At 71.1% G+C, this 4,447-nt stretch carries 4 protein-coding genes; 3 read left to right on the top strand and 1 reads right to left on the bottom strand.

What is annotated here, in order from left to right:
* Window positions 1–1,354 (bottom strand): phosphogluconate dehydratase (edd, locus tag PKE44_RS15440; protein ID WP_324552847.1); only part of this gene is annotated, 1,354 nt, incomplete at its 3' end.
* Window positions 1,355–1,591: 237 nt separating this feature from the next.
* Here edd and zwf point away from each other — a divergent pair.
* The 3 genes from zwf to PKE44_RS15425 all read left to right on the top strand — a co-directional run.
* The gene (gene zwf, locus PKE44_RS15435; RefSeq protein WP_324552844.1) at window positions 1,592–3,046 is read left to right on the top strand and encodes a glucose-6-phosphate dehydrogenase; all 1,455 of its coding nucleotides are present in this window, start codon (window positions 1,592–1,594) and stop codon (window positions 3,044–3,046) included.
* Window positions 3,047–3,048: 2 nt separating this feature from the next.
* Window positions 3,049–3,759, top strand: a complete 711-nt coding sequence (pgl, locus tag PKE44_RS15430) for a 6-phosphogluconolactonase (protein WP_324552841.1) — start codon at window positions 3,049–3,051, stop codon at window positions 3,757–3,759.
* Between the two features lie 18 nt (window positions 3,760–3,777).
* Window positions 3,778–4,447 (top strand): SIS domain-containing protein (locus PKE44_RS15425; protein WP_324552838.1); only part of this gene is annotated, 670 nt, incomplete at its 3' end.

The raw sequence follows: 4,447 nt of genomic DNA, 5'->3' as shown, positions 1-4,447 counted from the left end.
CCCGCGCCGGCGCCTCGATGACGCGGTGCTTCCCGGCGACCGCCGAGGTCTTGATGACGGCGCGGCCGAGGTTGCCGTGCAGGAGCTTCAGGCCGCCATCGGCCGCAAACGGCGCGGCGGCCGGGCGCAGCACCGAGTCATCACCGCTTTCGGCCGGAGCAGCGCGCCACGCGAGCCGGTCGCCATCGAGCCAGGGTTCCTCGGCATAGCGCGCAAGCCCCGGTCCGGCGACGGTCAGCACGTCGCCGTGCAGCAGGCCGGCTCCGAGCAGTTCGCGGATCAGGAAGCCCATGCCGCCGGCGGCGTGGAAGTGGTTCACGTCGGCCTTGCCGTTCGGGTAGACGCGCGCGAGCAGCGGCACGGCATCGGAGAGATCCGAGAAGTCGTTCCAGTCGATGCGGATGCCGGCGGCGCGCGCGATCGCGACCAGGTGCAGCGTGTGGTTGGTCGAGCCGCCGGTCGCGAGCAGGCCGACGATGCCGTTGACGATGGCGCGCTCGTCGATGACGTGGCCGATCGGCGTGTATTCGTCGCCGAGCGCGGTCAGGCGCGCGACCCGGCGTGCGGCTTCGCGCGTCAGCGCCTCGCGCAGCGGCGTGCCGGGGTTGACGAAGGCGCTGCCCGGCAGGTGCAGGCCCATGATCTCCATCAGCATCTGGTTGCTGTTGGCGGTGCCGTAGAAGGTGCAGGTGCCGGGGCTGTGGTAGCTCTGCGATTCGCTTTCGAGCAGCTCGTCACGACCGGCGAGGCCCTGCGCGAAGCGCTTGCGCACCTCGGCCTTGGCGTCGTTCGACAGGCCCGAGACCATCGGCCCGCCGGGCACGAAGATCGTCGGCAGATGCCCGAAGCGCAGCGCGCCGATCAGCAGCCCCGGCACGATCTTGTCGCAGACGCCGAGGCAGAGCGTGGCGTCGAACAGGTTGTGCGTCAGCGCCACCGCGGTGGCGAGCGCGATGGTGTCGCGCGAGAACAGCGACAGCTCCATGCCGTCCTGCCCCTGCGTGACGCCGTCGCACATCGCCGGCACGCCGCCGGCGAACTGCGCGACCGCGCCGGCCTCGCGTGCGGCCTCCTTGATCCAGGCCGGATAGGCTTCGAGCGGCTGGTGCGCCGAGAGCAGGTCGTTGTAGGCCGAGACGATGGCGATGTTCGGCTGCGGGCCGCTGCGCAGCGCGAGCTTGTCGCCGGCCGGACAGGCAGCGAAGCCGTGCGCGAGGTTGGTGCACGACAGCGTGCGGCGCAGCGGTCCGCGACCGCGCGCGGCGTCGATCTCGGCCAGGTAGGCCGCGCGGCTGTCGCGGCTGCGGGCGCGGATGCGCTCGGTGACGGCCTGGATGCGGGCATCGGGGTTCATCGGCGGGCCTCCGCGACGGGCAATGTCCGGAATGTAGCCGGACTACGGACGATGCGAAACCGGCACGCTCCGGCCGCTCTGCGCATCGACGGCAACGACAGCGATCCATCCATCCGATCAACAGGTTTGACCAGTGTCCCGCCAGCCGGCAGCGGCGGGCGCGCTTTCCTTCGCCCTGTAGTCAAACTACAGTTCCCGGCGCTTCCAGTTCCCTGATGCCCATGCGAGGCGGCGACCGTGCAGGTGACTCCCCCCTTCGATCTGGTGATCTTCGGCGGCAACGGCGATCTGGCGATGCGCAAGCTGCTGCCGGCGCTCTATCACCGCCACCGCGCCGGCAGCCTCTGCGACGACGGCCGCATCCTCGCCGTGTCGCGCTCGGAGATGGATCGCGCCACCTATCTGAATCTGGCGCGCGAGGCGCTGGTTGCGCACCTCGGCAGCCATTTCAACGAGCGCGACTGGGAGAAGTTCGCGCAGCGCCTCGACTTCCACCGCGTCGATGCCAACGCCCCCGGCCACTATTCGGGGCTGGCGATGGTGCTCGGCGAAAACACCGGCCGGGTGCGGGTCTTTTATCTGTCGACCTCGCCGGACCTGTTCATGAACATCTGCCGCAACCTCGGCCAGGCCGGGCTGGTGACGCCCGAGTCGCGCGTGGTGCTGGAAAAGCCGCTCGGGCGCGATCTGGAGTCGGCGCGCGCGATCAACGACGCGGTCGGCGAGGTGTTCGAGGAGCACCAGATCTACCGCATCGACCATTACCTCGGTAAGGAAGCCGTGCAGAACATGATGGCGCTGCGCTTCGGCAACTCGGTGTTCGAGCCGCTGTGGCGGCGCACCTGGATCAGCCACGTGCAGATCACCGTCGCCGAGCAGCTCGGCGTCGAGGGCCGCGGCGAGTTCTACAACGGCGTCGGCGCGATGCGCGACATGATCCAGAACCACCTGCTGCAGCTGCTGTGCATCGTCGCGATGGAGCCGCCGGCGAACATGGACGCCGATTCCGTGCGCGATGAAAAGCTGCGCATCCTGCGCTCGCTGCGGCCGCTGACCGGCGCCGAGGTCGCGACGCGCAGCGTGCGCGGCCAGTACCGCGCCGGCGCCGTCAACGGCAAGGCGGTGTCGGCCTTCCTCGATGAGCCGGGCATCCCGTCCGACAGCCAGACCGAGACCTTCGTCGCGCTGAAGGCCGAGATCACCAACTGGCGCTGGGCCGGCACGCCGTTCTACCTGCGCACCGGCAAGCGCATGCCCGAGGGCATCGCCGAGATCGCGCTGTACTTCCGCGACATGCCGATGCACCTGTTCCCGACCGTCGGCGGCGTGCCGAACCGGCTGGTGATCCGGCTGCAGCCCGACGAGGGCCTGCGCCTCGACCTGATGGCGAAGATTCCGGGCGACGACATGAAGCTGCGCCCGGTCGGCCTGAACCTGAGCTTCGCCGAGACCTTCAAGCAGCGCCCGGTGCAGGCCTACGAGCGCCTGCTCGGCGACGTGATCCACGGGCGTCTGGCGCTGTTCATGCGCCGCGACGAACAGGAAGCCGCGTGGATGTGGGTCGAGCCGATCATGCAGGCCTGGGTGGCGAGCGGGAATTCACCGAAGCTCTACACCGCCGGCACCTGGGGACCGGCCGCCGCGACGGCGCTGATCAGCCGCGACGGCTTCTCGTGGCACGAGGATTACTGATCATGGCCGCCCGGCTGGACTCGTCCGCCGTGCTGCACGAGTGGCCCGACCGGGACGCGCTCGACCATGCGCTCGCCGACGCCGTGGGCACGGCGCTGCAGGCCGGCCTCGAACGGCGCGGCGCGGCGAGTCTCGTCGTCTCCGGCGGGCGCACGCCGCTCGGCTTCCTGCGGGCACTTGCGCAGGCACCGCTCGACTGGTCGCAGGTGGCGGTGACGCTCGCCGACGAGCGCTGGGTCGATGTGCTGGACGAGGCCAGCAACGAGCGCCTGCTGGTCTCGGCGCTCTCCGGCACGCCGGCGGCCGCAGCAAGGATCGTCGGGCTGAAGACCGCACACGCCGACCCCGAATCCGCCCTGGCCGAGGTCGCTGCCCGGCTCGCGACGCTGCCGCGCCCCTTCGATGCCGTCGTGCTCGGCATGGGCGATGACGGTCACACCGCCTCGCTGTTCCCGGACGCGCCGCAGCTCGCCGCCACCATCGTCAGCCCGGCCCCGGTCGCCGCGCTCACTCCGCGTGGCGCGGCGCATGCGCGCCTGTCGCTGACGCCGGCGGCGCTGTTCGATGCGCAGGCGCTGTTCCTGCACATCACCGGCGACGGCAAACGCAGCGTGCTCGATGCCGCCCTCGGTGACGGCCCGGTCGAGGCGCTGCCGGTGCGCCTCGCACTGCGTCATGACAGGCCGGTCTGTCAGGTGTATTGGGCGCCGTAAACCGCTGGGCCGGCCCCGATGCTGCTGCTCGAACGCCTCGAAGACCTCAAACACCACCTGAGCCGCTGCGAGCGCAAGGTCGCCGATCTCGTGCTCGGCGATCCGCAGGCGGCGATCCGCGAATCGCTCGCGGCCTTCGCCGCGCGCGCCGGCGTCAGCGAACCGACCGTGATCCGCTGCTGCCGCGCGCTCGGCTGCATCGGCTGGCCGGATTTCAAGCTGCGGCTGGCGCAGGGCCTCGCGAGCGGCGGCGGCAGCGGCCACAGCGCCGTGCAGGCCGGTGACGACGCCGGTGTCGTGCTCGCCAAGGTCTTCGATGCCGCGATCCTGATGCTGCAGCGCACGCGCCAGGCCATCGACGCCGCCGCGCTCGAACAGGCGACGCGGCTGCTGGCGGCGGCGCGGCGCATCGAGTGCTACGGTCACGGCGCCTCGGGTATCGTGGCGCTCGACGCGCAGCAGAAGTTCTACCGCCTCGGCGTGCCGGTGGTCGCCTACAGCGACGCCCACGTGCACGCGATGTCGGCCGCGCTGCTGAAGCCCGGCGACGCCGTGCTCGCGATCTCGCAGTCCGGCCGCTCGCCGGAACTGCTCGGCAGCGCCCAGCGCGCCCGCGCCGCCGGTGCCGATCTGGTCGCGATCACCGTCGCCGGCTCGCCGCTCGCGGCGCTGGCGACGGTCGCGATCA

Source organism: Plasticicumulans sp. (assembly GCF_035331805.1).
In the GTDB taxonomy this organism is placed as follows: domain Bacteria; phylum Pseudomonadota; class Gammaproteobacteria; order Competibacterales; family Competibacteraceae; genus Plasticicumulans.
Note: the sequence above shows the minus strand (reverse complement) of the source record. Positions and strands in the feature narration are given on the sequence as shown.

Coding starts and splice junctions, on each gene's coding strand:
- pgl (WP_324552841.1), top strand. CDS start 3,049: ATGGCCGCCCGGCTGGACTCGTCCGCCGTGCTGCACGAGTGGCCCGAC.